Source organism: Geomonas ferrireducens (assembly GCF_004917065.1).
Taxonomy (GTDB): domain Bacteria; phylum Desulfobacterota; class Desulfuromonadia; order Geobacterales; family Geobacteraceae; genus Geomonas; species Geomonas ferrireducens.
The window spans coordinates 1125750-1149793 of record NZ_SSYA01000001.1; the positions used below are offsets into that span (position 1 = coordinate 1125750).

At 61.2% G+C, this 24044-nt stretch carries 22 protein-coding genes; 7 read left to right on the top strand and 15 right to left on the bottom strand.

Annotated features, from left to right (window positions below; translation table 11 throughout):
• Positions 1 to 115: 115 nt before the first annotated feature.
• The 4 genes from E8L22_RS04850 to uvrC all read left to right on the top strand — a co-directional run bounded on the left by E8L22_RS04850 (position 116) and on the right by uvrC (position 4413).
• Positions 116 to 364 (top strand): cytochrome c3 family protein, encoded by a 249-nt coding sequence (locus tag E8L22_RS04850; protein WP_136524092.1) that lies wholly within the window; start codon positions 116 to 118, stop codon positions 362 to 364.
• Between the two features lie 160 nt (positions 365 to 524).
• Positions 525 to 1727 carry a Tll0287-like domain-containing protein gene (locus E8L22_RS04855; protein ID WP_136524093.1) on the top strand — a complete coding sequence of 401 codons (1203 nt, stop codon included), beginning with the start codon at positions 525 to 527 and terminating at the stop codon, positions 1725 to 1727.
• An 81-nt stretch (positions 1728 to 1808) separates the two neighbouring features.
• Positions 1809 to 2408 (top strand): RNA recognition motif domain-containing protein, encoded by a 600-nt coding sequence (locus E8L22_RS04860; RefSeq protein ID WP_136524094.1) that lies wholly within the window; start codon positions 1809 to 1811, stop codon positions 2406 to 2408.
• A gap of 178 nt (positions 2409 to 2586) precedes the next feature.
• A complete protein-coding gene (gene uvrC / locus E8L22_RS04865; RefSeq protein ID WP_136524095.1) occupies positions 2587 to 4413 on the top strand; it encodes an excinuclease ABC subunit UvrC in 1827 nt (608 codons plus the stop codon).
• 103 nt (positions 4414 to 4516) lie between these two features.
• Here the strand turns inward: uvrC and E8L22_RS04870 are convergent, their stop codons facing one another.
• The 3 genes from E8L22_RS04870 to E8L22_RS04880 all read right to left on the bottom strand — a co-directional run bounded on the left by E8L22_RS04870 (position 4517) and on the right by E8L22_RS04880 (position 7127).
• Positions 4517 to 5104, bottom strand: a complete 588-nt coding sequence (locus E8L22_RS04870) for a GTP-binding protein (protein WP_136524096.1) — start codon at positions 5102 to 5104, stop codon at positions 4517 to 4519.
• 26 nt (positions 5105 to 5130) lie between these two features.
• Positions 5131 to 5622 carry a roadblock/LC7 domain-containing protein gene (locus tag E8L22_RS04875; protein ID WP_136524097.1) on the bottom strand — a complete coding sequence of 164 codons (492 nt, stop codon included), beginning with the start codon at positions 5620 to 5622 and terminating at the stop codon, positions 5131 to 5133.
• 95 nt (positions 5623 to 5717) lie between these two features.
• Positions 5718 to 7127, bottom strand: a complete 1410-nt coding sequence (locus tag E8L22_RS04880) for a phosphoglucomutase/phosphomannomutase family protein (RefSeq protein ID WP_136524098.1) — start codon at positions 7125 to 7127, stop codon at positions 5718 to 5720.
• A 158-nt stretch (positions 7128 to 7285) separates the two neighbouring features.
• Between E8L22_RS04880 and E8L22_RS04885 the strand changes: the two genes are divergently transcribed.
• Positions 7286 to 7867: a peptidylprolyl isomerase gene (locus tag E8L22_RS04885; protein WP_136524099.1), complete on the top strand. Its 582-nt coding sequence runs from the start codon at positions 7286 to 7288 to the stop codon at positions 7865 to 7867.
• 35 nt (positions 7868 to 7902) lie between these two features.
• Here E8L22_RS04885 and E8L22_RS04890 read toward each other — a convergent pair whose 3' ends face one another.
• The 9 genes from E8L22_RS04890 to E8L22_RS04930 form a co-directional block, all read right to left on the bottom strand.
• Positions 7903 to 8580: a cytochrome c biogenesis protein ResB gene (locus E8L22_RS04890; protein WP_136515311.1), complete on the bottom strand. Its 678-nt coding sequence runs from the start codon at positions 8578 to 8580 to the stop codon at positions 7903 to 7905.
• Positions 8581 to 8655: 75 nt separating this feature from the next.
• Entirely contained in the window at positions 8656 to 9372 is a 717-nt protein-coding gene (locus E8L22_RS04895) for a cytochrome c biogenesis protein (protein ID WP_136524100.1), read from the bottom strand.
• On the bottom strand, positions 9372 to 9878 hold the full coding sequence (def, locus tag E8L22_RS04900) for a peptide deformylase (protein ID WP_135868896.1): 507 nt from the start codon (positions 9876 to 9878) through the stop codon (positions 9372 to 9374). The genes E8L22_RS04895 and def overlap by 1 nt, the downstream gene beginning before the upstream one ends.
• 7 nt (positions 9879 to 9885) lie before the next feature.
• The gene (locus E8L22_RS04905) at positions 9886 to 10452 is read right to left on the bottom strand and encodes a glycine cleavage system protein R (RefSeq protein ID WP_135868897.1); all 567 of its coding nucleotides are present in this window, start codon (positions 10450 to 10452) and stop codon (positions 9886 to 9888) included.
• Positions 10453 to 10499: 47 nt separating this feature from the next.
• Positions 10500 to 12827, bottom strand: coding sequence for a DNA translocase FtsK (locus E8L22_RS04910; RefSeq protein ID WP_136524101.1), 2328 nt, complete (start codon positions 12825 to 12827; stop codon positions 10500 to 10502).
• Between the two features lie 57 nt (positions 12828 to 12884).
• The gene (locus E8L22_RS04915; protein WP_136524102.1) at positions 12885 to 14561 is read right to left on the bottom strand and encodes a ribonuclease J; all 1677 of its coding nucleotides are present in this window, start codon (positions 14559 to 14561) and stop codon (positions 12885 to 12887) included.
• 303 nt (positions 14562 to 14864) lie between these two features.
• Positions 14865 to 15281 (bottom strand): hypothetical protein, encoded by a 417-nt coding sequence (locus tag E8L22_RS04920; RefSeq protein WP_136524103.1) that lies wholly within the window; start codon positions 15279 to 15281, stop codon positions 14865 to 14867.
• Between the two features lie 26 nt (positions 15282 to 15307).
• Positions 15308 to 15490, bottom strand: coding sequence for a hypothetical protein (locus E8L22_RS04925; protein ID WP_136524104.1), 183 nt, complete (start codon positions 15488 to 15490; stop codon positions 15308 to 15310).
• Positions 15491 to 16186: a lysophospholipid acyltransferase family protein gene (locus tag E8L22_RS04930; RefSeq protein WP_136524105.1), complete on the bottom strand. Its 696-nt coding sequence runs from the start codon at positions 16184 to 16186 to the stop codon at positions 15491 to 15493.
• Positions 16187 to 16295: 109 nt separating this feature from the next.
• Here E8L22_RS04930 and E8L22_RS04935 point away from each other — a divergent pair, with 109 nt between their 5' ends.
• Complete coding sequence (locus E8L22_RS04935; protein WP_129125152.1) at positions 16296 to 16736, top strand: single-stranded DNA-binding protein; 441 nt, start codon at positions 16296 to 16298, stop codon at positions 16734 to 16736.
• Positions 16737 to 16889: 153 nt separating this feature from the next.
• Here the strand turns inward: E8L22_RS04935 and E8L22_RS04940 are convergent, their stop codons facing one another.
• The 3 genes from E8L22_RS04940 to E8L22_RS04950 all read right to left on the bottom strand — a co-directional run bounded on the left by E8L22_RS04940 (position 16890) and on the right by E8L22_RS04950 (position 20822).
• Positions 16890 to 19316, bottom strand: a complete 2427-nt coding sequence (locus tag E8L22_RS04940; RefSeq protein WP_136524106.1) for a glucan 1,4-alpha-glucosidase — start codon at positions 19314 to 19316, stop codon at positions 16890 to 16892.
• 71 nt (positions 19317 to 19387) lie between these two features.
• A complete protein-coding gene (locus E8L22_RS04945) occupies positions 19388 to 20170 on the bottom strand; it encodes an SDR family oxidoreductase (protein ID WP_136524107.1) in 783 nt (260 codons plus the stop codon).
• 184 nt (positions 20171 to 20354) lie between these two features.
• On the bottom strand, positions 20355 to 20822 hold the full coding sequence (locus tag E8L22_RS04950; protein ID WP_136524108.1) for a universal stress protein: 468 nt from the start codon (positions 20820 to 20822) through the stop codon (positions 20355 to 20357).
• 214 nt (positions 20823 to 21036) lie between these two features.
• On the opposite strand from E8L22_RS04950, the gene E8L22_RS04955 reads away from it, so the two are divergent.
• A complete protein-coding gene (locus E8L22_RS04955) occupies positions 21037 to 23673 on the top strand; it encodes a plasma-membrane proton-efflux P-type ATPase (protein ID WP_136524109.1) in 2637 nt (878 codons plus the stop codon).
• Positions 23674 to 24044: the final 371 nt, after the last annotated feature.

Below are 24044 nucleotides of genomic sequence, written 5' to 3' on the forward strand. Positions count from 1 at the left end.
CTCAGGAAAGGAAGCCACCGCTTCCTTGACTTTGGTCAAGGCGCCCGCATAGCCAAGGGTTTATGCTGCCCGCGCTGAAGCTGGATAGAAAACTGAAAGAGGAAGGAGCCGTCCCATGAAGAAACTGATTCCCGTCCTGCTGCTGTCACTCAGCGCAAGCGCCGCCTATGGCTTCGAATGCAACGTCTGCCACAGCAAAAACCCGGCGATGGTCAAGATGCACAAGGCGCTGAAAGGGAGAAACTGCTTCGACTGTCACAAGATGGGCGAGAAACTGATGGGCAAGGGGGTCCCCAAGGACAAGGCCGCCCAGATCAAACGCCGCGAGACCGAAGAGATCTGCTTCGAGTGCCACAAAAAGTAACGGACATTCTACGTTCTGCGTTCAACGTTCTACGTTAAAACCGCACATCCACTACACCTTTTTGCCCCGTCCGGCCCCTCCGCGGATGGGGCTTTTTTTTGCAGTTCGCACCTCCTCCGTTATACTTAGGACTTTAGTGCCATGGATTTCAGGAGGATACATGCCCCGCCCGTCAGATTTGTCCATCCGCAGCAAGTTCTTCGGCCTCATGTCGCTGCTTCTGATAGCCCTCCTCCTCGCCACCGGCATCTTCACCTACCAACGCCAGAAAGAGTTCATCCTCCGCTTCGCGGTGGACAACGCACGCAGCCTGGCGACCCAACTGATCGAAACACGGGAGTACATGTCGTCGGTCGTGAAGGATGAACCTGAACGCAACTACGGCCTCGTGCCGCAGGTGGTGGCGACCCAGGTGGCGCGACGGGTCACCCAGAACAGCAAGTTCTACGTGCGCCAGGTCTCCTTGCGCTACCGCAACCCGGAAAACCGCCCTGACGCTTACGAGACCACCCAGCTTACCAAGTTCATCACGCAGCCTGCCGCGGAGACCTACGGCATCGTGGAAAGCGGTGACTCCAGCGTCTTCCGCTACCTGCTGCCGATGCGCGCAACCGCCTCCTGCCTTGAGTGCCATGGCAGCTACCAGAGCGCCCCGGACTTCGTCAGGAAACGCTTCCCCCCCGGCCACTATTCGTACAACTACAAGGTGGGCGAGGTGATCGGCGCCGTCTCGGTGACCGTGCCGGTCAAAGACCTTTACGCCCAGCTCGGCGCTGACTTCAAACTGGACATGATGGCGCGCGGCGCCGTCTTCCTCATCGTCACCATCGTCATGGGCTTCATCATGAGCCGCCTGATCATCGAGCCGGTCCGGCTCCTCTCCGGCGCGATCACCAACGTAACCAGAACCGGATTCTTCGACGAAAAACTCCCGCAGAAGTCCCACGACGAAATCGGCATGCTGATCGGCGCCTTCAACGACATGATGGACGAACTATCGCGCCGCACCGTCCAGTCGCGGGAAGCCGACGAGCGGTACCGCCGCTTCATAGAAGTCGCCGCCTCGGCCGTAATCACCTTCCTGAAGGACGGCAAAATCGTCATCGCCAACGAAAAGGCGGAGGCACTCTTCGGCAGGAACCGCCAGATGCTGCTCGGCGAGTCGGTCTACGATTTCCTGGAAGAGGGCGCCGCCCTGAGGGAGCGGATCGAACAGCCCGGGGAATTCACGGAGGAGACCACAAGGCAGCAGGTCGTGAGCGCGGGAGGGAAACTCGTGCCGGTGGAGATGGTGGTTTCGGCGTCAAAGGCCGACCGGGAGCCGCTCTTCACCGCCATTCTCAGAGAACGACGCGGAGCCTAAAGGGGCGGCGCGAAAGAAACTTTGCGGCGTCTGGGCCTGTTGTGCTAGAGTGTGCCGACCAAATCAAGGAGAGAACGTTACATGGCAAAAGCTGGCAAGGAACTTTACGTGGGAAGCCTGTCCTACGATATCACCGAATATGAAATCAATAAGTTGTTCTCCGTCTCCGGCACGGTGACCTCGATTCACCTCATCACCGACCCCGCGACCGGCCAGTTCAAGGGATGCGGCTACGTGAGGATGTCCAGCGAGGCGGAGGCGAAGGACGCCATCGACTCGCTGGACGGCGCATGGCTCCTCGACAAAAAGGTCACCGTCTCGTACGCCAATCCGCAGAAGATGAAGGCGGGCGGTGGCGGCGCCAAGACCCTTCCGAGGTGGCGCGTCGAGGCGGCAGAAAAGAAGGCAGCCGAGAAGAAGGCTGCAGCGGCGGCCCTGACGACGAAGCCGGTTGCGAAACCGGCAGCCAAGCCCGCAGCCGAACCCGCGGCACGTCCTGCGGGGGCCAAGCCCGCTGTCCGTCCGGCAGGGGCCCGACCCGCAGCTGGCAAGGCTGGGGCGTCCAGACCTGCAGGAACGAGGCCGGCGGTAAAATCCGGCGGCGAGCGCCCCGCAGGAGCGAAGCCAGCCGCGCGTCCCGGCAGCGGCCCCAAGCCCGGCAGCCGGAGCGGGAAGCGCTAATCCTACTTCTCCGACTCTCTCTCAGGCTCTCCCTCCCCTGGAGGGGGAGGGTCGGGGAGGGGGAAGAGTGTGGCAGTGGGCTTCCCCCCTCCCAACCTCCCCCCTCCAGGGGGAGGAGCCCTCTTCCTTAGCACGTCCCACCTTCCCTTCTAATCAGCAACCGTCTATACTACGCCACATGATTACCCAGGAGATGATCAAGAACTTCCCCACCTCCCCCGGCGTCTACCTCATGAAGACCTCGGACGGCACCGTTATCTACGTCGGCAAGGCGCGCAACCTGAGGAACCGGGTCCGGGCCTACGTGGGGGACACCCGCGACTCCCGTGTGCACATACGCTTCATGGTGCAACTGGTCGAGACGGTCGACTACCTCGTCACCGACACCGAGAAAGAGGCGCTGATCCTCGAGAACACGCTGATCAAGCAGCACCGCCCGAAGTACAACATCAACCTGCGCGACGACAAGACCTACTTCTCGCTGCGCATGGACATGAAGGAAGACTTCCCGCGCCTTTCCCTTGTACGCAAGATCCCCTCCGACGGTGCTCGCTATTTCGGCCCCTACTCCTCCGCCACCGCCGCGAAGGAGGTGCTGAAGCAGCTCTACAAGATGTTCCCCCTGCGCCACTACCCTCTGGCGACCTGCATGGCCAGAAAGCGCCCCTGCCTCTACTACCAGATCAAGCAGTGCTCCGCCCCCTGCTGCGGCATGATCAGCAAGGAGGAGTACGCGACACTCGCCGAAGGAGCCGCGCTCTTCCTCGAAGGGAAGAACACCGAGATCGCACGCCTGTACCGCGCGAAGATGAACCAGGCGAGCCAGGAGATGCGTTACGAGGACGCGGCGCGCTACCGCGACCTGGTGCGCGCTATCGAGGTCACCGTGGAGCGCCAGAAGATGGTGGCGCGCGGCGGCGACAGCGACGTCTTCGGCTTGCACCGCGACGGGGACCGGATGCAGATCGCCCTCCTGCACATCCGCGGGGGCACCGTGACCGGCGGGCGCAGCTTCCTTTTCGAGTGGGAGATGGAGGCCGAGGAAGGGCTCGCCTCGTTCCTGAACGAATACTACGCCCTGGACGCGCCGATCCCCCCCCAGGTGCTGATCCCGATGGCCATACCCGAGCCGGGCCCGCTCGAAGAGCTCCTTTCCGAGAAGGCGGGGAAGAAGGTGAGCATAGCGGCGCCGCAGCGCGGCCCCAAGCTGGAGATGGTGAAGCTCGCGCAGAAGAACGCCGAGACGGCCGCCAAGGAGCGACTCGCAAAAGAGAGCTCGTCCGAGACGCTGCTGACCGAACTCGCCGAGAAGCTGCACCTATCCCGCCCCCCAAAAAGGATCGAATGCTACGACATCTCCAACATCCAGGGGGAGATGGCGGTGGGGAGCCGCGTGGTCTTAATCGACGGCAAGGCCGACAAGAACCTGTACCGGCGCTACCGGATCAAGGGGGTGCTGCAGTCCGACGACTTCGCCATGATGCGCGAGGTCCTGTCGCGCCGTTTCAAGGCGGAGACCACCGAGGAGCAGCCAGATCTCATCGTGGTGGACGGGGGCCTAGGGCAGTTGGGCGTGCTGAACGCGGTGCTCGAGGAGCTGGGCGTTTCCGGAGTCGAGGCCGCCGGCCTCGCCAAGAGCCGTACCTTCAGGGACATGGAAAGCGAGGAGATCTCGAAGAGCGACGAGCGGGTGTTCCGCCCCGGGAGGAAGAACCCTATCGTGCTCAGGCAGAGTTCCGCCCCCTTGCTGCTTCTCGCGCGCATCCGCGACGAGGCGCACCGCTTCGCGGTCACCTACCACAAGGCGGTTCGCAGCAAGATCATGACCGGTTCGGAACTCGATCAGGTGCCGGGGATCGGCGCGAAGAGGAAGAAGGCGCTCTTGAAGCACTTCGGGAGTTTGAAAGGGGTGCAGGGGGCGACGCTGGATCAGCTTGTCGCCGCACCGGGGATGACCGAGAGCGCCGCCAGGGCGCTGTGGGAACAGCTGCACGGGGAAAACTGACTCCTCCCCCGGGGGGGGGAAGGAGCTGAAACAAAAAAGGGGGCACCGGTTTGTCCAGCGCCCCCTTCTCTTTATCTCGCAACCGCCGTCCTGGCGGCTCTGCCTACTTCCCTTTCTTCAGGTCGAACAGGATCAGCTTGGCGATCGCCTTCAGCGTCTCGAAGACCCCTTCGCCGGTGGTGGCGCAGGCCTCGAATTCGGGCACGCCGGTCGGGTTCAACTCGCGGCGCAGTTCCTCGACGCTCACCACGTTCGGGAGGTCGCGCTTGTTGTACTGGACCACGTAGGGGATCTTGTCGAGATCGTACCCCTGCTCGATCAGGTTGATGCGCAGGTTCTCAACGCTCTCGATGTTGGCGTCCATCCTCTCTTCCTGTGAATCGGCCACGAACACCACGCCGTCCACACCCTTCAGGATCAGCTTTCTCGACGCGTCGTAGAAGACCTGCCCGGGGACGGTGTACAGATGGAAGCGGGTTTTGAAACCGCGGATCTCGCCCAGGGCGAGGGGAAGAAAATCGAAGAAAAGGGTGCGTTCAGTCTCGGTCGCAAGGCTGATCATCTTCCCTTTCGCGTCGGCGGCGGTCTTCTGGTAGACGTACTGCAGGTTCGTCGTCTTGCCGCAGAGACCCGGGCCGTAGTAGACGATCTTGCAGTTGATTTCTCGAGAAGCGTAGTTGATGAAAGACATCCGGCTTTACCTCTTATAGTTACTACCTAGCTAAACAGGTTGTCGATATCGTCGTCGGTGATCTCCGCGAAGGGGAACTCGCTGTCACCGCTCTTCTCCTTCTCCTCGCTCTTCTCCAAAAGCTTGGTGAAGATAGAGGTCAGTTCCTCCGACGCCTTCTTCACCCTCAGCCTGACGAGCCCCAGCGATGATCTGGTATCGAAAAGCACCACCAGGATCACCCTTCCCGCCACGATGGAGATGTGCAGGTTGTCCTTCTCACCCTCGTGGAAGAGGATGGAGAACTCCTTCTCGCCGATCAGTTTCGCGAGGCCGCCCGTCGCCGCGATGTTGCCTGCGGTGAGCGAAGCGAGCGAGGTAGTGTCGAAGCGCTCGGTCTCACCGCAGCCGGTAATCAACTGGCCGTTCTTGTCGACCAGGAAGATGACTTTGGCATTGGCTTCGCGCAGCAACTTATCCAGCACGACGTTTATCTGTTTGAATTCCTCATCGTACATAATCAACTGAGGATTCGACATGAATGGCTCCTTGGGCAGGTACTGTTGATGCGAAGCTTATCTATAACAGAAGCGTTCAGCCATTTCAAGGTAATTGCCTTAGCGATAACCGCCCCTTACACGCTCGCTATACCTTTCGCCGCGTCCAGAAGCAGCGCCACCTTGGCGGGATCACCCGCCTCACTGTAGAGCCTAAGCACCGGCTCGGTCCCCGAAGGACGGATGAGCAGCCAGGCGCCGTCCTCGAAGATGAACTTGAAACCGTCGCTGAAATTGCGCCCTGCCACGTCGAAACCGGCGATCTTGGTGATCTCTCCCGTCTGCATCTTCTGCAGCAGCGCCTTCTTCGCATCGGCCTCGATCGGTAGATCGATGCGCGAGTAGTGGAAGTGACCGATCTCGTTCATCGTCTCCTCTAGGAGCGCACGCAGCCCCTTGCCGCTCATCGCCATCGCCTCGAGCAGCAAAAGCGCCATCAGGATGCCGTCACGCTCCGGTATGTGCCCTTTCACGCCGAGGCCGCCGGACTCCTCGCCCCCCATCAGGATGTCGTTGTCGAGCATCATCTCGCAGATGTGCTTGAAACCGATCTGGGTTTCGAAAAGCTTCAGGTCGTACTTCCGGGCCAAAAGGTCGATCATCTGCGTCGTGGATACTGTCTTCACCACGCCGCCGCGCAGCCCTTTCCTCTCGTAGAGGTGGCGCAGCAAAACGGTGAAGATGCGGTGCGACGAGAAGAATTCCCCGGTCTCGTCGACGGCGCCGATCCGGTCCGCGTCGCCGTCCAGCGCGAGGCCGACCTGGAAGGCGCCTCCCTGTACCAGCGCGGCCAGTTCGCCCAGGTGCTCGGCGATCGGTTCGGGGGGGTGTCCACCGAAGGAGGGGTTCTCGATGCCGTGGATTTCTTCAACGCCCGGAACGAGGGTGGGGAGCACGCCGCATCCCGCGCCGAACATGGGGTCTACTACGGCCTTGATGCCGGAGGAGCGGATCAGTTCCAGGTCGACGTAGCGCCCGAGCTGGACCAGGTAGGGGGCGACGGCATCGAACTGCTGCACCTGCCCCGCAGCCAGCGCCTCGGCAAGCGTCGTTGCCTGCACCGGGCGCGCCGCGGCGATGTTTTCCGCAACCATCTGTTCCAGGACCTTGGTGGTCGAGGGGCGCGCGGAGCCGCCGAACGACTCTTTAACCTTGAAGCCGTTGTAACGTGGGGGATTGTGGCTCGCCGTGATCATCACCCCTACGCCGGCTTTTTTCTCGTGCACGGCCCAGGAAAGGGCGGGGGTCGGCGTGTAGCCTTGGGCAAGCCAGGTCTTGATGCCGTTGCCGGCGGCTATCGCCGCGACGCGCTCGGCAAATTCCCTGGAGAGAAAACGGCGGTCGTAGCCGATCACCAGCCCCTTCTCGGCAAGCCCCTCCCGGTGCATGTAGTCCATGGTAGCCTGCGCCACCAGCGACAGGTTTTCGAAGGTGAAGGTATCCGCGATGACGCCGCGCCAACCGTCAGTGCCGAATTGTATCTGCAAGAGAATCCTCCCTTTATATTAATGACTGCGCATTTTCCATGGCGCCACCCGATCTGTCAACCTTTAACTTGTTTTAATCCGCCGGGAAGGGTTGACCGGCGCCGGTTATTGGCTTATAAGGATGCCACCATTTTTCAATCCCAGAGGAGGTACGAAACATGCTGAAGAGATTCATACATGCGTTGGTGCTCGGGCTCTTTCTCGCCGGCGGTGCCATGGCAGCTGAAGCGAAGAACCCAGTAGTGCTCATCGAGACCAACCAGGGGAACGTGAAGGTCGAGCTGTTCCAGAAAGAGGCGCCGATCTCCGTCAAGAACTTCCTCGACTACGCAAGGAGCGGCTTCTACAAGGGGACCATCTTCCACCGCGTCATCCCCGGGTTCATGATCCAGGGGGGCGGCTTCACCCAGGACCTCGAGCAGAAGCAGACCAAGGCGCCGATCAAGAATGAGGCCGCCAACGGGCTGAAGAACGAGCGCGGCACCCTCGCCATGGCGCGCACCAACGTGGTCGATTCGGCCACCGCACAGTTCTTCATCAACGTGGTGAACAACGACTTCCTGAACCACCGCCCCATGGCCGGCCCGATGGGTTACGGCTACGCCGTCTTCGGCAAGGTCGTCGAGGGGATGGACGTAGTCGACAAGATCGCCGCGACGAGGACCGGAATCGGTTCGAACGGCATGCCGGACGTCCCGGTGCAGCCGATGGTGATCAAAGAGATCAAGCTGCTCAAGTAAATCAAAAGGGGCGCCGCAAGGCGCCCCTTTCCGTTTCATCTCCCCCTGCGCTGCGCGAGCAGCATCAAGTTCCCCACGGTAAAGAGCAAAGCCCCCACGAACGCGGCCAGCGCCCCGGGCTCCCGGTGCACCTCAAAGAGCGCCACCGGCACAGGGCTCAGCGCCACGTCCTTTATGTAGATGCCGTACCCCTTGTGGAAAAGGGGGTGATTCGGTTGCACGCCGTGCACCCCGTCCGCCGTCCGCAGGTCGGCGCGGTAGCCGCTCATCATCCCCATCGGCCCGACGTCGCCGGTGATCCGCTCGACCACGACCCGCTCGCCGTCCGGGAATCCGAAGGAATCCCCCTGGGGGAGCTGCAGTTGTTGCTTGAAACCGCCGTAGGCGGAGAGCAGGTGGGCGAGGACGATGAGCAGGAAGCCCGCGTGCATGAGGTGCGGCGCCACGCTGCGTCCCTTTTTCCTGAGGGCGTCGATGGAGCAGACGAGCGCATTCACGAAAAGGACCGCGATGCAGGCGATGCAGAGCCAGAGCCACCAGGAGTAGCCAAGCGGAGCCCTCTGCAGCCAGAAAAGAAGCGGCATGTCGTTCAACCCGCCCCCCTCGGAGCTGGCCTTCGAGAAGGAGCCTATGGCCAGCGTGACCATGACGCCGGTCATGAGCCAGAGGCCTAAGTTCAGCGAGCAGAAAGTGGCGTAGAGTTTTTTCAGCAAGGGTGTTCCTCTTTTGTCTGACCAGTCAGACCCGTCGGACTAGTCAGACCGGTCCGACTGGTCCGACCGTCCGACTTAAAAGCTGTGCGAGCTCCGCATGAGCATGCTGACGCCGAGGTAGGTGAAGAGCGTGATGGCGAAGCCCAGGATCCCGAGCCAGGCGAAAGCACGCTCCCACGCCGGTCCCTTCAGGCGCAGGTGCAGGTAGAGCGAGTAGAACATCCAGAGAATCGAGGTCCAGAGCTCCTTCGCGGTCCAGAGCCAGTAGGTGCCCCAGGCGTAATACCCCCAGATGCCGCCGCAGACCATGGAGAGCGAGAAAAAGCTGTAACCGACCAGCGCCGCCCGATACTGCAGATCGAGCGCAGGCCTCCCCGCGCCGCGCAGAAACAGCCCCCCAAGCAGCGCCGCTATGCCGAACAGGGCATAGGCGAAGAAGGCGAGCGCCACGTGCAGCTCGAACCAGTAGGTGTCAAGGACGGGGGGAAGCGGCATGTTCAGGGTCGGGAAGGGAAGCGCCAGTACGGCAAAGAGCGCCGCGAGCCCCCCGCATCCCCAGCAAAACCAGCGCACGCCGGAGAGCCGGCGGTCGTAGATGAAGGGGAGCGCCATGAGGCCGATCGAGCCGGAGAAGAAGGCGAGGGTATCCTGCGGCCCGATGAGCGGCAGACGCCCCAGCGCCACGCCGCGCGAGGCAAGGTAGGCGAGGCTGCAGGCAAGCGCCGCCACGAAAACCGGGCGTCGGACCGACGCGGCGAACAAAAGGGCCGATGCGATGAGAAGCGGTTTCATTATTTGTAGTTCTTGCGCCTGAACAGGCCGGTCTTCAGCGAGGCGATACGGTCCAGGAACAAAAAGCCGTCCAGGTGATCCATCTCGTGCTGGATGGCGACCGCCTCGAAACCGGAGGCGTCGAACTCGCGCACGTTGCCGTCAGGTTCGGTGAAGCGCAAGGTGAGCTCGGTGGCGCGCTCTACGTCGCCGGTGTAGTCCGGGACGCTCATGCACCCTTCCCTCATCACGGCGGCGCCGCTTTTCGCGACGATCTCCGGGTTGATCATCAGCAACAGGCCGTGGTTGTTCTCCTTGCCGTGCCGGTTCTTGGAGACGTCGATCACGCAGACCCGCATCGACACGCCGATCTGCGGCGCGGCGACGCCGACCGAACCGGGTCCGGCGTGCATGGTGTCCACCAGGTCTTCGATGAGTTTTTTGACCTCATCGTCTATGGCCTGCACCGGGGCGCAGACCTGCTTCAGAATGGGATCGGGGTAGGTAACTATCTCTTTGACTGCCATATAAAGATCAGAGGGAGACCGGTGTTATGAGACGGACCGAGATCTCTACGCTCAACTCCTTTTTCAGTTTTTCCAGGAGGGCGGACGCATCCTCCACCGTGAGCCCCTGCGGGAGCGCGGCCTCGAGCACGAGCACGTAGACCGGGTCGGTGGGCTTGCCGATCAGCTTCGTGTTGAGGTCGGTGATGCTCACGCCACGGTCGGCAAGTTCACGGGTGACGCGGTAGACGATGCCCGTCTTGTCCGAGCCGTAGACCGAGATGAGGCAGAGCTCCCCTTCCGGCCCCTGGTAGCAGACCTCGTCATCCTTCAGCGCGCGGACGAAGGCGGAAAGGCCGGTCCCCGCGGTCTTGAGGGCGAACTCCTCCTCGAGCTTCTTCTTGGAGAAGGGCTTCTCGTGGGCGACGATCAGGATCATGGCAAACTCGCCCCCCAGCATGGTGCAGCTGGAGTCCTCGACGTTGCAGCCGAGTTTGTACAACACCTCGGAGGTGTCCGCCACGATGCCGGTGCGGTCCTTGCCGATGATGGTGATGGCGAAATGAGCCAGGTTGGGCTTGCGACAAAGGTTCATTGGGCCTCCTTGTTAGGGGGACAGGCACCTGCGGAGCCGGCCCCCTGCTAGATCTTGTTGATGAAAACTTCGCGGGGCTTGCTGGTGCCGTCGGAGGGGCCGATCACCCCTTCCTGCTCCATCTTCTCGATGATGCGGGCGGCGCGGTTGTAGCCGATCCTCAGGCGGCGCTGGATCATGGAGATCGAGGCCTGCTTCGCCTCAGCCACCAGGGCCAGGGCGTCGTCGTAGCGCTCGTCCACCTCTTCCTCCTCGTCGCCCGCTCCCTTCTCGTCGGAGGCCTTCATCTCGAGGATCGACTTCTCGTAGACCGGCTTTCCCTGCTTCTTCAGGAACTCGACCACGCGCTGCACCTCGGAGTCGGAGACGAAGGCGCCGTGGGCGCGCTGCATCTTCGACGTCCCCGGCGGCAGGAAGAGCATGTCCCCCATGCCGAGCAGCGACTCGGCGCCGTTGCCGTCCAGGATGGTGCGCGAGTCGATCTTCGAGGAGACCTGGAAGGAGATCCTCGCCGGGAAGTTCGCCTTGATGAGGCCGGTGATGACGTCGACGGACGGGCGCTGCGTCGCGAGGATCAAATGGATGCCGGCGGCGCGGGCCATCTGGGCGAGCCGCGCGATGGACTCCTCGATCTCGCGCCCGGCGACCATCATCAGGTCGGCGAGCTCGTCCACGATGACCACGATGTAGGGGAGATGGCCGTGCTCCAGCTGGTCTTCCTTGGCGAGGAAGGCCTGGATCGCCGCCTCGCGCGCTTCCATGTCTTCCGGATCCTCGTGTTCTTCCACCTCGTCCACGAGTTCCTCGACCACCACGGTCTCGCGCGCCAGGTTCTCCGCCTTTTCTTTCTCTTCCCGCTCCAACTCGCGGTTGTAGGAGTCGATGTTCCTGACCCCCTTGTCCGACATGAGCCGGTAGCGCCGCCCCATCTCCTCGACCGCCCACTTGAGGGCGAGCGCCGCCTTCTTCGGGTTGGTGACCACCGGGAGCAAAAGGTGCGGGATCCCCTCGTACACCGAGAGCTCCAGCATCTTCGGGTCGACCATGATGATCCTCACGTCGGTCGGGGTCGAGGTGTAGAGAAGCGACAGGATCATCGTGTTGATGGCGACCGATTTACCCGAGCCGGTGGCCCCCGCGACCAGCAGGTGCGGCATCTTGGCGAGATCGGTGACGAGCGGGATGCCGGCGATGTCTTTTCCGAGCGCCATCGGGAGCTTCATCTTCCCCTTGTGGAACTGCTCGGAGTTGAAGATCTCCCGGAGCGACACCATCTCTCGCTCGCGGTTCGGGAGCTCGATGCCGACCACCCCCTTGCCAGGAATCGGGGCGACGATGCGGATCGAGTGGGCCTGCAGCGCCATGGTCAGGTCGTCGGAGAGGCCAGCGATGCGGCTTACCTTGATGCCGGGGCCCGGGGAGAACTCGTACATGGTGATGACCGGGCCGGGGCAGATCTCCACCACCTCCCCTTCCACACCGAAGTCCTTCAGCTTTTTCTCCATGAGCCGCGCGTTCATGGTGAGCGTTTCCTTGTCCTGGCGCTTCGCCCCCTCGGGCGGAGGATCAAGCAGGGAAAGCGGCGGGGTCTTGAAGTCCCCTTCGGCCTTGATGAAATCGAAGGCCTCCTGCACCGGCTCGCTCTTCTTCTCGTCCCTCTTCTTCTCCTTCTTGGCTACCGGCGCGGGAACCGGCGGCGGCACCACGGGGGGCTTGATGACCGGTGCCGCGTGCTGCCTCGGCTTCTCCTCTTTTGCCCCCTTCTCGGAGGCGAGCTCGCGCGCGAGTGCCCGGCGCTGCTTGCTCTTTTCCCAGCTATCCTTCAGCGCCGTCATCCACCAGTTGGCGAAGAGGACGAAGGAGAAGCGCGAAAGCAACATGGCGCTCGCCGCCAGCATCGGGAGGAGGATGAGGAGCGCCCCCACCGTGCCGAAGGCGCGCTTCAAGAGGGCGGAACTTTGGAAGCCGATGAAGCCGCCGGTCGGAACGCGCTGCCCCAGGAACTCGGTGAACTGCAGGTTGAAGGCGAAAAGCCCCGCGACCGAGACCACCAGCAGGACGAAGCCTACGGCCTTGTAGCGCCGCCAGCGGACCGGGTCCGAGGTGAAGGAGCGGTAGGCCAGGTAGATCAGGTTGCAGGGGAAGATGTAGGAGGCAAGCCCGAAAAGCTGCAGAAAGAAGTCCGCCAGCTCGGCTCCGAAGCGTCCCCCGAGGTTCCGGGTCTGGGTGAGCGTGGAGACGCTGTTGAAGGAGAGGTCCTCGCCGTGGTAGGAGGCGAGCGCCACGAACAGGAAGATCCCGGCGGCGCCGAAGGCCATCCCCTTCACTTCCTTGGTAACCTTTTCCTTCTTTTCGATCTTCTCTTCAGTCGTCATGCGTTACCCGTGTTTTGGACTCCCTCCCCGGATGGGGGAAGGTTGGGGATGGGGTGATTACATTTCCAAAACAAGCGGCAGGATCACCGGCCGCCTCTCTATGGTCTTGTTGAAGAAACGGCGCAGCACGCGGCGCACCTCGAGCTTCACCTCGCTCCAGTCGGTGAGCGCCTCGCAGCTCACCAGGGCGAGCGTGTCCAGCACCACCTTCTTAGCCTCGTCCAGGTACTGCTGGCTCTCGTCCTCGAAGATGAAGCCGCGCGACACGATGTCCGGACCGTAGATGATCTCGCCGCTCACCTGGTTGATGCCGACGATGACTACCACCATGCCGTCCTCGGAGAGATGCTTCCTGTCCTTTAAGACCACGTTGCCGACGTCGCCGACTCCCTTGCCGTCCACGAAGACCCGCCCCGTGTTCACGTGATCAACGACCGCAGCCTCGTCTCCCGAGAAGAGCACCACGTCGCCGTTCACCGCGAGGATGCAGCGCTTCTCAGGTGTGCCAAGTTTTTGGGCCAGTTGGGCGTGCTTCACGAGATGGCGGTACTCGCCGTGCACCGGGACGAAGAAGCGGGGCCGCACAAGGTTGTGCACAAGCTTAAGCTCCTCCTGGCTTGCGTGCCCCGAGACGTGCACCTCGGACACCTTCTCGTGGATCACCTCGGCGCCGCGCCGGTAGAGGTGGTTCATCAGATCCGAGATGGTCTTCTCGTTCCCCGGGATGAAACGCGAGGAGAGGATCACCGTGTCGCCCCGCTCCAGCTTGATCTGCTTGTGATCGTCCATCGCTATGCGGATCAGCGAGCTTCTGGGCTCCCCCTGGCTCCCGGTGGTGATCATGCAGACCTGCTCTTTAGGGAGCCTCGGGAGCTCCTTCAGATCCATCAGGACGTCGTCGGGGACCCTCAAGTAGCCTAGTTCGCGGGCGATCTGCACGTTGGCGATCATGGAACGGCCGTTCAAAAGCACCTTCCGGCCGCTCTTTCGTGCCGCGTCCACCACCTGCTGCACACGGTGGATATTGCTAGAGAAGGCGGCGACGATGACGCGCCCCGCGCAGCTCGGGAAAATCTCGTCGAAAGCCTCACCCACCACCCGCTCCGAAAGGGTGTACCCCTCGCGCTCCACATTGGTGGAATCGGCGAAGAGCGCGAGCACACCTCTTTGGCCGTAACGGGCGAACGTGGTGAGATCGGTGAGCTCTCCGTCCACCGGGGTCTGGTCGATCTTGAAGTCGCCGGTGTGGATCACCACCCCCTCCGGGCAGGTGAGGGCCAGGGCGCAACCATCCACCGTGGAGTGGGCGACGCGGATGAACTCCACGATGAAATCGCCCAGCTCTATGACGTCCTTGGGCTTCACCACGCGGAGATCGACCTTCTCGTCCAGTTCGAACTCCTTGAGCTTCTCCTTCACAAAGCCGAGGGTGAGGGCGGTGCCATAGATGGGGGGATTGATATCGCGCAGCACGTAGGGGAGCGCGCCGATGTGGTCCTCGTGGCCGTGCGTGAGCAGGATGGCCCGGATGCGGTCGGCCCGCTCCAGGAGGTAGCCGATGTCCGGGATCACCACGTCGATCCCCAGCATGTACGGCTCCGGGAACATGAGGCCGCAGTCGACGATGACGATGTCCTCGCCGTACTCGAAGGCCGCCATGTTCAGGCCGATCTCGCCGAGTCCTCCGAGCGCCACGAACTTCAGGCCGGTACTCTCGATACTGGTTGCTTCCAAAGTGCTCCTTTGTCGGGAGACGTCATCCCCCGCTCCCCGCCTGTCGCTCGTCGGCCGCTTCACGACCGGACCGCACCTTTGCGGGGTAAGTGTTAATCGGAAGTCCCCACAAAGGTGCAGCCTTCTCCTATTGCGCGGTTCTTCGGATAATTCCGTGGAACGATGTCTGTTCCCTGGAAGTAGTAAGTTGCCCAAGCGTTCCCCCCTTTGCGAAGGGGGAGCCCGCCCCCCGTAGCGCCTTTGCGAAGGGGGGACAGGGGGGATTTAGCCGAGGTAGCCGCTTCGGTTACCTAAACCCGTTATCTAATTCCCCGAAGGCCCCGGCCGCCCCTTCTGCTGCAGCACGAGGTCCGCGATGCGGGCATCACAGCGCGCGATCCAGTCCTGTCCCGGCGCGTAGGCACCGGCCACGGCGTAGAAAGAGCTCCTCAGGGCGCGGTAGGCGATGAGCGCCCGCGCCGTGTCGTGCCTTCCCTCGGCCATCTGGCCGAGATCCCACAGTTTCTGCGCGGCGCGCGGCACCACCGAGCTTCCCGGGGTGTACATGTGGATGGCCGCCTCGTACCCCGCCACAGCGGCGGTGAAGTCCCCGGCGAGCAGAGCCTTCTCCCCCTTGTCGAACTGCACGTACTGCCGGTACAGGGTGTTACCCCAGAGGAGGGCAAGGGAGATGGCGACTACTGCCGCCACGTTTATTGCTATGGTCTTGACCTTATCCATGTCGTTCCTGTTACGTCCCTAGCGCGTCATCCGCGGAAGAAGTTCGGGGCCACGGTGAGGAGCGTCCCCAGAAGGAGGAGCGCCACGCCCAAAAGCACGGCCGCCGCCGCGAGGACGTTCAAGGGGGAGCGCAGTCGGTGTGCGGCCGGCAGTCCCCAGAAGATGAGCGCGACGCCGAAGAGGGCCGGTACGAGGTACACGATCGACATCTAGTCAACCTCCAGCTTTGCCGCGATCGCCGCGCGCACCCGTTCCAGGAGCTCGGCCTCGGCGACGCCGGCGACCTCGATCGGCGCGCCGAAGCTCACCCTGATGGTGCCGGGGCGAAGCTCGATCCGGTTGCGAGGGTTGATGGCCCTGCTGCCGTTGATGGTGAAGGGGACGATGGGAACCCCGGCGCGCACCGCCAGCATGAAGGCGCCGCGTTTGAAGGGAAGGAGCGCACCGTCCTTCGTGCGGGTCCCCTCCGGGAAGATGACCACGCTCGCACCGGAGGCGATGCGCTGCGCCGCCTGGTTCATGCTCTTCAGCGCCTTTCTGCCGTCGCTGCGGTCAAGCGGGATGTACCCGGCCCGGCGCATCGCGGCGCCGAAGACCGGCACCCGGAAGAGCTCCTCCTTGGCGACCCAGGAGAACAGGCGCGGTATGGCGCGGGTCAGGGCGAGGATGTCGAAGTTGCCCTGGTGGTTCCCCATGTAGATGACCGGCCCCTCGGTCGGGACCATTTCCAGCCCCTCCACTTCGACCTTGATCCCGGCCACCGGGAGCGAGACCAGGCTCCAGACCCTCGCGCAGGCGTGGCCCACCCGGCCGGAAGCGTCGAACAGACCGCCGATCACGGCGGCGAGGCTGCATAACAACGTGTACGGAACGAAGAAAAGAAGGTAGATACGAGCTCTCAGCATGACCGGTTACGTTACTTTTTTTTACGATGAGAGTCAAACAATATCGCTTGCCATGAAGGCGCGTTTTCTATACACTTCCCCAATTCAAAACGCAAAGGAGAACACCCCCATGGCAAGTCTGAACAAGGTGATGCTCATAGGCAACCTGGGCAAGGACCCCGAGGTCCGTTACACCGCCGGCGGCACCGCCGTAGCCTCCTTCTCCCTGGCCACCACCGACCGGATCAAGGGCAAGGACGGCAACTGGGAAGACAAGACCGAATGGCACAACATCACCCTTTGGGCGCGTCTCGCCGAGATCGCCGGCGAATACCTCGCCAAGGGTAAGACCGTATATATCGAGGGGCGCCTGCAGACCCGCAAGTGGACCGACAAGGACGGCAAGGACCGCTACACCACCGAGATCGTGGGTGAGAAGATGCAGATGCTCTCCGCGAAGGGCGAGGGTGGCGCACCGCGCCAGGGCGGCGGCCGTCCCCAGCAGGACTACAACCAGGGTGGCGGTTACGAGGAGCCGGTATTCAACCCGGACGACGAGATCCCGTTCTAACCAGAACCTGGAATGTTCATGTAAAGAAAAGAGGCGCAACCCATCAGGTGTTGCGCCTCTTTTCTTTATAATTTCCCAATTCCCTGTTTTTCAGGGTGGCAGTCGCGGCGCTCGGAGGACTAAGCCTGCAGAAAGGTCGGCCGCGGCGGCTTCTCAGCAAAAAAACTGCTGCTGGGATTCGACGCCGACAACGAAGTCATTGCCTTCGTGATGATCCTGGTCCGGCCAATAAATGGTGAATTTGACCTCTTTTCCTGCCGGGAGCAATTCCGTTGCCAGATCCACGCTATGGACCGAAAGCCCGGTATCGCGCGTTTTATCATCATGCACCGTGTGCCATTCATCGTCGCTCCAGTGAATGACCGCCGGGGCCAGTGTCTCGATGCGCAGTATCTTGCCGGCTGGCAGGGAGCGGATCTTGTGGTTGAAACGCCACACCATGAACGGCGATTCCGTTTTCTCCACCAGGTAGCGCTGCACGGTTTGCGGTGGCATGTCGAAGACCCGTCCATCGTGCAGAGAACGCAGCAACTTCACATACTCGGCGTGTGCCCATGCAAGCGGCATGGCGGAACCGGACGGCCGGCCCAAAAACAGCTCACGCTCCGGCAGGTCCGTTCCGTCCCAAATCTGCTCGGGAAACAGCCCTTCCGCGCCGGCAAAGGTTTCCATAGCCGCCTTAAGTTGCCGTGCGTCTCCGTCCCGGCCGGCCGCCAGTTCATAATGGGCTCGCTCCCCGGTCAGCAGAGGCCACCCCCGGCCTATACCAGTACCGTCAAACGGTTCGCCATCCCCATGTTCGCCGTAGCCGTCGCCGTTGTAGCGACGCCAGGCGGAGCCCTGTCGCGTCTCCACCCTGAGCAGAGCATCGATGAGTTTGATCGTATCGAGGATGCGCGGGTCGTCGGCGCTGCGCAGGCCAAAACGAACAAGGGCCAGCGCGTCTGGGCTCACCAGATGGTAGGCAGGACTTTCGGCTTGGTCGGCGGCGACGTTTCTTATCGGAATACCCTTTTGAAAGCGAGACACCCCGCCTCCTGTCTCGACCGGTGCGATCCGGACATAATACCCCGCAACCTCGAACTTACGGCACCAATCAGTACCTTTCACGTAGATCCAGCGGTCGATGGACGCGGTCCACACATCTGCAGTCTCGCGTAGATACGTTGCGATTGACTGCTCCTGCTGCATTTCGGCCAGATCCGCCGCAGCCAGGAGCGCGGCGATTTCGGCGGCGACCGTGAATGGCGAATAGCCGGGATCTTCCTCCCAGCGGTCCTGCGGGCTCACCGGCCCGTTGCGGACCAGATATGCCACGGCTTGCCGCACCATAGGCCAGAACCGGGCCACATCGTCTGCGGCCAGTGCCTTTTCACGCCGGCTCAGGTCAACGAGCAGGACCGGCAGGGCTGTTTCGTCCATCTGGATGCCGTTCCAGTAGGGAGTGCCATCCAACCACATGTTCTGTGCCCAGTGTCCGTCGGCTTCTTGGGTCGCCTGCAAATAACAGAGTACGCGACGAACCTCCTCATGCCCCCCGGCAGCCAGAAGCCCCCCCGCCGACTCCACCAGGTCGCGCGGCCAGGCGAGGTGATAACCGCCGAGATCGTTGTCCCCCTTGCTGAACCCCCACGGGATCGATAGGCTGGCGATTATTCCCCCGGGGAAATTGGAGGCCTCGTGGACACGCAAGACGGTCGTGCTCACCCGGTAAAAGTTTGGCCGGCCGGATGCCCGATCCGTGTCGAGTGGCACCAACAGCTCCTGCCATCTGTTCCACCCTTGAACATACTCCGATTGCGCAGCGTCAAAGCCGTCCTGAAGTGCCGCGCGCGCACGGTTCCCCGCTTCGGCCGCATTGCGCCCGAACCCCAAGGCTAACAGAAATCCACCATTACCCGATTCCAGGTCAACCTCTGCCGTCATGGCGATGTTTCCGTTCTCGGCCCGCGTATAGTCCCAGGTCATCTGTTTGTGAGAGAAGAGATCCTGCCATCCATCCGAAAACCCGACAAATCCGACGGAACGCTTGCGCCAGGGAACGGAGCAGGCCAAAGCGAGGGCGTTCCCGTCCCTTTCCGCGAACAACATGGAAATGCCTTTATATTCGCCAACCCAGGCGGTATTGCCGGCTCCGTGATTGCCCAGGTGCGGAGCAAGCAATACGTACAGGTGATAATTCGCAATCTCCCCTTCTTGGGCGAAGAATCGGGTTTGCTGCAACACCGTGTCCCGCTTGGAGTCGGTCAGAATCTTCTTTTCGATACGGTAGCGACCCTTGCGGCATCTGTTCACTACACGAAAGGCCGGCACGCCGTCGGCCAGCCACTGAACCTCGCTGGCGGCGTCACGCTTTTCCTCTGAGAGGAAATCCGCTCCGTCGGTGACGATCAACCCCATGTCGCGCACGCAGGCCTGGTCTATCCGTGGATAATAGATCTCGTTGAAAATTCCGTGGCTCAGAGTGAACCAAACATGGCTCATGTCGCTCAGGGACACACCCACACCCGATTTGGCGCTGGAGGTCCAGCGTGCGGGGATGCCGGGCCATCCCGGCGCGTAACGATCCGAGGGACTCATGATGTCTCCTTTCGTTTGGTTTCGGAGCGCAGCTCTTTTCAGCCGGTCAAAGGCCAGGCCACTTGCCGCGACTAACCGCCATGGGCGAAGTCGGGATAGTCGGTCATGCCCCCGTCCACGAAGATGGTGCGACCGGTCACATAGGAGGCGATGTCAGAGGCGAGTACCACCACCATGCGGGCGACTTCTTCGGGGGCTCCGATTCGCTTCAGCGGGATCTTCTCGACCAAGTCCTGCAAACTCCCGGCATCGCTCCAGACGGCGCGGTTGATCGGTGTCTTGATCGCTCCGGGCGCAACAGCAAGCACGCGCACCCCGTGCGGCGCAGCTTCCTGGGCCAGGGTCTTGGTCAGCATGGATACGGCAGCCTTGCTTGCAGTGTAGGCGCTGTAACCGGACCAGGCAATTTCTTCATGCACCGAGCTGATGGAGAGAATGACGCCGCTTTTCTGCGGCACCATCCGCCGCAGGGCTTCTCGGGCGCAATAGAAGGCTCCTACCAGGTTCACCTCGATCACTTTTTGCCAGGCGGCGACATCCGTCTCCCAGGCCAAGGCGCGAACACCATCGATGCCCGCATTGTTGACCAGGATATCAACCCCACCCCAGGCAACCTGAACGCTTTCGAACATTTTCGCGATAGCCTCGGGATCGGATACGTCGGCCTGGATTGCCATGGCAAGGCCGCCTTGCTCCTGAATCCGCTGCACGAGCGAATGCGCGGCCTCAGGATGGGCGACATAGTTGATTGCCACTAGAGCGCCCGCTTCGGCGAGGCCCACTGAAATCGCCTCACCGATGCCGGAATTGCCGCCAGTGACGACGGCCCGTTTGCCGTCAAGCCGCACGTTCATGCTCGTCCTCCTCGCGATTGAGCCACAACACAACGCTTCCACCGGAACACGCCTTAGCGGTCATGGCCGAAGTGATGGAGCGGCCCCGGAGATCACTGCTGGCCCAAGGCTGCGGGCCGGATTTCAATTTTAGCCCACCATAAACAGGATGAGGAAGCAAGTTTGGTCATTGTGCTCGTAACAGCTATCCTACCTGTCTCGGCTCATGTTTCACCAGCAGGATTGAGCAGGGAAGGTTCCTGATCAGGCCGTCGTTCTCACCGAACAGCATATGCTCCAGACGTCCCTCCTCGTGGGCGAGAATCACCAGCAGGTCAAATCGCTCCTCCCGCACCATTCTCGTGATCTCGGGAATCGGGTCCTTGTCCGTGACCACCCCCCGAACCCGAGCTTCCCCTTTGGTTTCGCCGCAAATCGCCCTGTCCAGATCCTCCTGATATTGCTCCTGCAAATCGCGGTAATCCCTGTACTTTTCCCCCTTCAGGAAGAGTCCGGGCGCGTTGACCGCTTCCATATCTACAGGATTCGAGATGACGCGCAGGATGCAAAGCTCGGCTTCGAACCTCTTAGCCAAGACCATTCCGTAACGCAAAGCATCGTGAGTGTATTGCGACAGCCGATTAAGGACCAGTATGCGTTTGATGTCTGTCATGGTATCTCTCCTCAATGGACATCTCCCTAGCTTAAGGGAACTAGATTTATAATACGCTTTTATTCGTCTTGGTTCCACATCGCGGCCGCTCAACGGGTATACTCAACGGATTGTTAGTATGTGAGTGGATCCGCCTAGCGGTACAGGCGTTCGGTTTTTTTATTCCAGGGCAGGTTAGGGTCTTCGGCAACAGCGAAATTACAGAGGCTCGGCGATGGCTGATCGGATAATTGCGCAAGGCTCCCTGACTAAGAGCACCGAATCGTTTTCATCACTTTCGATCGAGGACGCTCTCGGGGAACTGAGAACAGACAGAGCAAACGGGCTTTCTGTAAGCGAGGCAGAGAAGCGGGTAAAGCTCTATGGACGCAACGAGATCCCCGCGAAAGCTGAATCTCTTTTTCACAGGTTATTGCGGCGATTTTGGGGGCCTATCCCTTGGATGATCGAAGCCGCAGCCCTCCTTTCGGCGCTGGTCGGAAAGTGGGAGGACTTCACGATCATCACCATCCTGCTCATTACCAACGTATTGATAGATTTCTTGCATGAGTCGAAGGCGCTGAACGCGCTAAGAGTACTCAAGGAAAAGCTGGCCAAAAACGCCCTTGTGCTCCGCGATGGCGAATTTCAGACCATCGATGCGAGGAACCTGGTGCCGGGAGACATTATAAAGGTCAAAATCGGTGACTTGATACCTGCGGACATAAAACTCATCGAAGGTGATTATATTCTGGTCGACCAATCGGCCCTGACAGGGGAGTCCCTTCCGACAAGCAAGAAATCTGGGGACATCGCCTACTCCAACTCGGTAGTGAAGCAGGGCGAGATGCTGGGTGTTGTCACCAACACCGCGCTCAATACCTTCTTCGGCAAGACAGTGGCGCTGGTCGCTAAAGCGCAGCGGGAAGAAAAGAGTCACTTCCAGAAGGCCGTCATCAATATCGGCAATTATCTGATCGCGATTACCGTCTTCCTGACGGCGATCATTCTGATAACAGCCATGTTTCGGCACGAGAACATGCTGGAAATCCTCCGCTTCGTCCTGGTGTTGACGGTCGCTGCAATACCAGTGGCCATGCCAGCCATCCTTTCCGTGACCATGGCGGTGGGTGCGATGAACCTTGCGAAGAAGCAAGCGGTCGTCAATCGCCTGGTCGCCATCGAAGAGTTAGCCGGGGTCGACATTCTCTGTTCCGACAAGACCGGGACCCTTACACAGAACCGGATGACGGTAGCCGATCCGGTGCCCGCCAAAGGCCACGACACCGATGAACTTCTGCTCTGCGCTGCCCTCGCCTCCCGGGAGGAAAACGGTGACCCGATCGAAATCCCCATCTTCGAACGCCTCCGGGGCAGTGCCGGCGCCCCGGGAGCCGTTGACAATCGCCAGATTTCCTTCACCCCCTTCGATCCGGTGCGCAAGAGGACCGAGGCGCTGATCGAGTCCGAAGAGAGCAGATTCATCGTCACCAAAGGGGCACCTCAGGTCGTTTTCGGACTGTGCGACGAGCATTTCGAACAGCGTGAAATGGCCCTGCTCGTCGAGAAGTTTGCCGAGAAGGGCTACCGGACCCTTGGGGTGGCCCGGAAGCGGCTGGAGGACCAATTTTTCGACTTCGTCGGACTCATCCCTCTCTTCGATCCCCCCAGGGAAGACTCACGCAGCACCATCGATGAAGCTAAGCGTCTCGGCCTGAACATCAAGATGGTTACCGGGGACAACGTCGCCATCGCACGACATATCGCCGAAGTGCTCGGCATCGGTACGGAAATTTCTAACGCCCGGGAGCTGAGCGGGGCAAGCACCCGGGAACTGGTCCTTTTGGGCGAGGTGATTGCGAAGGCCATATTCAGGCAGCTCTCTCCTGAGGTCGAGGCGGAGGAGGTGCGGCGGTTCGCCCACTCGGTGGTAAAAAACCTGGAAAACGAGTTCGAGAATCTCGCACTACCCAAGGGGTATGTCCAGAGTCATGAATCGGAGATCATCGCCCTCATTGAGAACGCCAACGGGTTCGCCCAGGTATTCCCCGAGGACAAGTACCTCATTGTGGACAGGCTGCAGAAGGGAACGCACATCGTCGGCATGACAGGCGACGGGGTAAACGACGCTCCCGCCCTGAAGAAGGCCGATGCGGGGATAGCCGTCTCTGGGGCTACGGATGCGGCCCGGGCTGCGGCCGACCTTATTCTCCTGGCACCCGGGCTGTCGGTCATCATCGACGCGATCAAGGGAGCAAGGGTCACCTTCGAAAGGATGAAGAGCTACAGCATCTACCGGATCGCCGAGACCATCCGCGTGATACTCTTCATGACTGCGTCCATCCTCATTTTCAATTTTTACCCGGTCACAGCCATCATGATCATCATCCTGGCATTTCTCAACGACATCCCGATTCTCGCCATCGCCTTCGACAACACCAAGGTTGACGAGCGTCCAATTCGCTGGAACATGACTGAGGTGCTGGCCGTAGCAACCGTGCTTGGCGTCTTGGGCGTCATCGCAAGCTTTGGGATCTTCTACATTGCCAGAGTCTACCTCAAACTTCCCGACGGCGCGGTACAAAGCTTCGTCTTCCTGAAACTTGCAATAGCCGGGCATCTGACCATTTTCGCCACCCGCACCGAGCGCCGTTTCTGGCAGCCCCCGTACCCGGCGCCCCTGCTCTTCTGGGCGGCAACCTCGACCAAGATCGCCGCTACACTCTTCGCTGTCTACGGCTGGTTCATAGCGCCCATCGGCTGGCAGTACGCACTGCTCGTCTGGGGCTACGCGCTCGCGTGGTTTGCAGTGAACGATTTCGTGAAAGTCGGGGTCTACAGGATCTTGCGCACGGAGCGGATCATCACCTGATCGTGCAGGCGGCTTGAGGTCATTACCGGATGCCGCGATGTCCGAGCAGCAAAAAGTTATCCGACGGCGCACCAGAAATTTGAGATCTTGAAGTAGTAAGATGGCTAAGAACGTACGACGGTGGTAGCTTAAGTCGCAGAAAAACTTGCGGCCGCCGCCAGCGCATTCGCAAATTTTTTACAGATTTCATGGCCCAGGTACCGGCCTGAATCGTTTTTCAATAGATAACTCGCCGTTCATAGCGCCACCGTTCCCGCGCCGAGCCGGTACGAGCAACCGTCCTCCCATATACCTCGTTCAGCACCTGCGCCAGTCCGGCGTAGACCGCTGACAGACCGCAGAAGATCCCCTCATATACGGCAAATATCTTC

Coding starts and splice junctions, on each gene's coding strand:
- def (WP_135868896.1), bottom strand. CDS start 9,878: ATGGCAGTCAAAGAGATAGTTACCTACCCCGATCCCATTCTGAAGCAG.
- E8L22_RS04925 (WP_136524104.1), bottom strand. CDS start 15,490: ATGTCGATCGTGTACCTCGTACCGGCCCTCTTCGGCGTCGCGCTCATC.
- E8L22_RS04905 (WP_135868897.1), bottom strand. CDS start 10,452: ATGAACCTTTGTCGCAAGCCCAACCTGGCTCATTTCGCCATCACCATC.
- E8L22_RS04855 (WP_136524093.1), top strand. CDS start 525: ATGCCCCGCCCGTCAGATTTGTCCATCCGCAGCAAGTTCTTCGGCCTC.
- E8L22_RS04920 (WP_136524103.1), bottom strand. CDS start 15,281: ATGGATAAGGTCAAGACCATAGCAATAAACGTGGCGGCAGTAGTCGCC.
- E8L22_RS04895 (WP_136524100.1), bottom strand. CDS start 9,372: ATGAAACCGCTTCTCATCGCATCGGCCCTTTTGTTCGCCGCGTCGGTC.
- uvrC (WP_136524095.1), top strand. CDS start 2,587: ATGATTACCCAGGAGATGATCAAGAACTTCCCCACCTCCCCCGGCGTC.
- E8L22_RS04860 (WP_136524094.1), top strand. CDS start 1,809: ATGGCAAAAGCTGGCAAGGAACTTTACGTGGGAAGCCTGTCCTACGAT.
- E8L22_RS04910 (WP_136524101.1), bottom strand. CDS start 12,827: ATGACGACTGAAGAGAAGATCGAAAAGAAGGAAAAGGTTACCAAGGAA.
- E8L22_RS04950 (WP_136524108.1), bottom strand. CDS start 20,822: ATGACAGACATCAAACGCATACTGGTCCTTAATCGGCTGTCGCAATAC.
- E8L22_RS04870 (WP_136524096.1), bottom strand. CDS start 5,104: ATGTCTTTCATCAACTACGCTTCTCGAGAAATCAACTGCAAGATCGTC.
- E8L22_RS04875 (WP_136524097.1), bottom strand. CDS start 5,622: ATGTCGAATCCTCAGTTGATTATGTACGATGAGGAATTCAAACAGATA.
- E8L22_RS04850 (WP_136524092.1), top strand. CDS start 116: ATGAAGAAACTGATTCCCGTCCTGCTGCTGTCACTCAGCGCAAGCGCC.
- E8L22_RS04885 (WP_136524099.1), top strand. CDS start 7,286: ATGCTGAAGAGATTCATACATGCGTTGGTGCTCGGGCTCTTTCTCGCC.
- E8L22_RS04955 (WP_136524109.1), top strand. CDS start 21,037: ATGGCTGATCGGATAATTGCGCAAGGCTCCCTGACTAAGAGCACCGAA.
- E8L22_RS04930 (WP_136524105.1), bottom strand. CDS start 16,186: ATGCTGAGAGCTCGTATCTACCTTCTTTTCTTCGTTCCGTACACGTTG.
- E8L22_RS04940 (WP_136524106.1), bottom strand. CDS start 19,316: ATGAGTCCCTCGGATCGTTACGCGCCGGGATGGCCCGGCATCCCCGCA.
- E8L22_RS04945 (WP_136524107.1), bottom strand. CDS start 20,170: ATGAACGTGCGGCTTGACGGCAAACGGGCCGTCGTCACTGGCGGCAAT.
- E8L22_RS04935 (WP_129125152.1), top strand. CDS start 16,296: ATGGCAAGTCTGAACAAGGTGATGCTCATAGGCAACCTGGGCAAGGAC.